The organism is Protofrankia sp. CiP1_Cm_nod4 (assembly GCF_982290645.1).
The window spans coordinates 1-3,554 of the sequence record NZ_CEVIVC010000236.1; the positions used below are offsets into that span (position 1 = coordinate 1).

4 protein-coding genes are annotated in these 3,554 nt (G+C 65.9%); all 4 read right to left on the reverse strand.

From position 1 onward, the window contains the following. Positions 1–2,133, reverse strand: a 2,133-nt coding sequence (locus AC5LSR_RS23465) for an nSTAND1 domain-containing NTPase (RefSeq protein WP_493469043.1), incomplete at its 3' end; no start/stop codon positions are given. Then, a complete protein-coding gene (locus AC5LSR_RS23470; RefSeq protein ID WP_250284757.1) occupies positions 2,130–2,456 on the reverse strand; it encodes a CU044_2847 family protein in 327 nt (108 codons plus the stop codon). The genes AC5LSR_RS23470 and AC5LSR_RS23465, both read right to left, overlap by 4 nt. 317 nt (positions 2,457–2,773) lie before the next feature. Further along, on the reverse strand, positions 2,774–3,124 hold the full coding sequence (locus AC5LSR_RS23475; RefSeq protein WP_250289888.1) for an ATP-binding protein: 351 nt from the start codon (positions 3,122–3,124) through the stop codon (positions 2,774–2,776). After that, positions 3,121–3,363 (reverse strand): toll/interleukin-1 receptor domain-containing protein, encoded by a 243-nt coding sequence (locus tag AC5LSR_RS23480; protein ID WP_250284752.1) that lies wholly within the window; start codon positions 3,361–3,363, stop codon positions 3,121–3,123. Before AC5LSR_RS23480 ends, AC5LSR_RS23475 begins: the two co-directional genes overlap by 4 nt. Positions 3,364–3,554 lie beyond the last annotated feature (191 nt).

The window sequence follows — 3,554 nt, forward strand, 5'->3', positions numbered from 1 at the left end:
GTCGTGGTCGAGGCGGGCAGCAAGCCGCGGTGCGATCTTCATCGTATGGCGTGCTGCGAGGTCACCCTCAAGTGTCGGTGCGCGCGTGAGCGATTCAGCGGCGAGCAGGGCGGAAACCGCGCGCGGGACGGTCCGGGTGGAAAGAACGAGTTCCGCCTGGGCAGCCAACCGGAGGGCTTCCGCCCGGTTGACCAGCGCCTGGAGGTCGGCGATCCGTTGCGCATGATCTCTTGCGCTCCGTTCCACCAGGCCTCCGATGTGGGACGGAACCTCGGACGGACGACGCAGCAGCCAGCTCTCCGCTTCGGCGATCCGGTTTTCCGGAATCGGATCACCCCGCTGATACAGCTCCTCCATCCTGGTACGCCAGCGGACGAAGTCGGCATTCTCCGCCACCAGATGAGCGAGCCTCTCCCATCCGCCGATGAGAGCCTCATGCGTCAGTTCGGCTGTCGGAACGCCGTCATCATCTGTGCCAAGGGACACGAGGCGTCCCTTGGACAGCCGATCGAGAGCAGCCCAGTCCGCCCCGGTGTCGCCGCGACGGGCGATGCGCCGCGTCGCCGGTGCTTGATCGAATTCTGTGCGTACGAGGCTGAGCAGTGTTCGATGAAGAACTTCTTCGGGCACCCCGTCACCAAGAAGACTTGCGGCAATCCGTTCGGCATGTGCGCCAAGCGCACCTGTGACCCCGCCGATCCTGCTGTATTCCTCGTGTCGCAGCCTGCCGGCATATTGCAGATCCCACAGTTGGGACACGGTGAATTCGACCAGGGGCAACGTGCCCTGCTCGCTTCCCGCATCCTGCAGGATTCTTTCCACCAGGCCGTCCGCATACTTCACGCCGCGGCTTTCGGCGGGCTGAATGATCGCTTGTCGTAGTTGCGTGGATGTCATCACCTGGAGGGGAAACATCCGATCGTTCAGGCTTGCCTCCACTGAAGGGTGTGAGAGAAGATCGTTTACGAAGTCCGCTCGCAGCGAAATCAGGATACGTGCTGGTATCGCCGCTCGCGGAGGTTCCCGAAGAACGAGTTCCACCAGGCCCCGGGCCTGCTCCCCGTCATCCGTCAGGCATTCTTCGAACTGGTCGGCGATGAGCAGAACCTGTGTATTGCGTATCGCCGCAAGTGCTTCGAGTGACTCCCACGGATCGCCCGCGCCCAGACGCGCGCCGCGGGTTCGTATCCGGTCAAGACGCAGCTCGTCTGACGGGTCGTTGCTTTCGGCGCGCAGGAGTGCGGCGGCCAGGGCGTCGAGCGGGCGAGCGCCGGGTCGGAAGGGCACCACCATCCATGATTTCTGGCTGCGCAGTAGTGGAATCAACCCCGCCTGTACCAGCGAGGTCTTTCCGACTCCGGATGGCCCTGTCAGGCAGACCAGAGTATTCGCGCGAACCCGTGCGGCGAGCTTCTCCGCCTCCTCACCTCGGCCGACAAACAGATGTGCGTCCTGCTCCCGAAAAGCGCTGAGCCCCCGATAGGGGGACGCCGGGATGACTCGGCATACATCAGGCCATGCCTCGGTCAGGCGTCGGACCGGAATGGCATAAGCGTCTTCGGACCTGTCGTCTCTCGAGGCTGCGGAGAACAGGCCGAGGACCACGCCGTCACCATCGAAGACAGGGGAGCCGCTGTAGCCTGGTTGAGCGCGAAGTGCCGCTTCGCTGGACTTGTCGAGTTGTAACATCCCGCCGCCGACGGTACCGATCAGCGTGGCTGAAGTCCATCCTCCATTAGGTCGTGGCGGGTCCGTCGGGAAGCCGAACATTGTCACACCGAGCGGCGGAACACGGCTTTCCAGGAGTGCTGGACGAGCGGCGGTGGGCGCTGCTCCGCTCAGTCTCAGCCCGGCGATATCTCCCCCGAAGGAGCCTTGCGGAGGAGGCGGAACCCACGCTTCCACTGTTGCCTCTCGCAGTGAAACGCCGTCCAGTTGGGGAAAGTCGAGAAATAAAATATCGTCAGGCTTCTTCTGTTCCCGCTGTGACCTGCCGAGAGCGGTATTTACCACGTGGGCGCAGGTCATGATTTCATGTTCGCCTACGAGCACACCGACCCCCGCCGCTTTTTTCGTCATTCCTTGGCGGATCCGGACGACGCACCCACTCCGCGGATCAACCGACTCGGTCATGCAGTGCTTTCACCGCCACGCCACGTCATTGAGACGGTGAAGTTGACCTCAGCCGTACCCTTCGCGATGATCAGCCCTGTTTCGCCGCCGACGTTCACCCCGAACTCGACGGTGAACTCGTCCGGTGCGATGTCGCGGAGACCCTGCCAGATGGACCGTACTGCTGGAGCCAGATCCGCAAGCGAGGATTCCAGCGCACGCCGCGCACGGGCCGCCACCGTACCCGGATCGTCAGAGGCCAGTTGAAGTTCGCCCGGGACCTCCCGCCGGTCCACCTCGACCAGCACCATGCCGCCGCTTTCCAGCGGCACCTCCATCAACATCCAGATCCCCCGCTCATCCGTCCGATCACCAGGCCGGTCGGCCGACCATGACGGCCGTTGCCCGTGCCACGCGGTCATCATCTCTCAGAGCATCACCGTAGATGTCAGCACATGGACGCAAACAGAAGCGTCGACGGTGTCAATCATCGGCTGTGAGCATGTTCCGCGGTCAGCCTCACCGGCCAGCCGAGTCCGTTCCAGGACGGCCGCGTGCACGACCAACGGAGACGAGCAGCAGGCACGCCGTCGGGCAGGCCGAGCGCGACCCCGAGCGCCGCCACATGCCCGGCGACCAGCTCCGGGTCCTGCGCCGGCACCTACCACACCACATCGAACCCGCCGGCATGCCGGCGGGCGTACTCCACCGCCAGCGCGGTCTTGCCCACTCCACCAAGCCCGTGCAGCGCGCACACCGCGACCGCACCCGAGGCGGCCAGCTGCCGGTCGACCGCGGCCAGCAGATGGCCCCGGCCGACGAAGTGCGCCAGCCGGGGCGGCACGTTCCACACCCCGGGAAGCTCCGGGGGGAACGCCGGCCTCGCCGGAGCCGACGGGCCGCCGCCGGGAAAGCCCGGTTCCACCGGGGGTTTGGCCCGCTGCGCACCGGCGGCGGCCCGCAGCCGCCCGGCCGCGGTGGTCTGGTCGACCCCGAACAGGTCCACCGTCACGAGCTGGCCCAGCAGCCCCGGGCGGGGCAGTCCGCCACCCGGAACACCAGCAGCTTCCGGGCCCGACCCAGCGGATCAGACCGCCAGGCCGCCTGCCATTCCGCCGTCGCGTACGCCGATTCCAGGTAGGCCGTCGAGAGCACCGCCACCGTCCGCGCGGACGCCTGCGTCGCCTGGTGCATCGCTTCCACGAAACCAGCACCGGCCGTCACCTCTGGGGCGCCCGCTGGCACGGACATCCATGGACGTCCACAGACGATTACAAGCAAACTGCGAAGCGTCACATGGTCCCGGACCCGTCCGTAGCAACGGTGACCCCTGAAGCGGGCCGGCGAGGCGTTAGAGAGCGCCCGTGGGGAATACATGGGGACGAAAGGCACGGTAGTGGTCCGATGCGGGAGACTGCGCAGGTGAACGGCATGATCCCCGC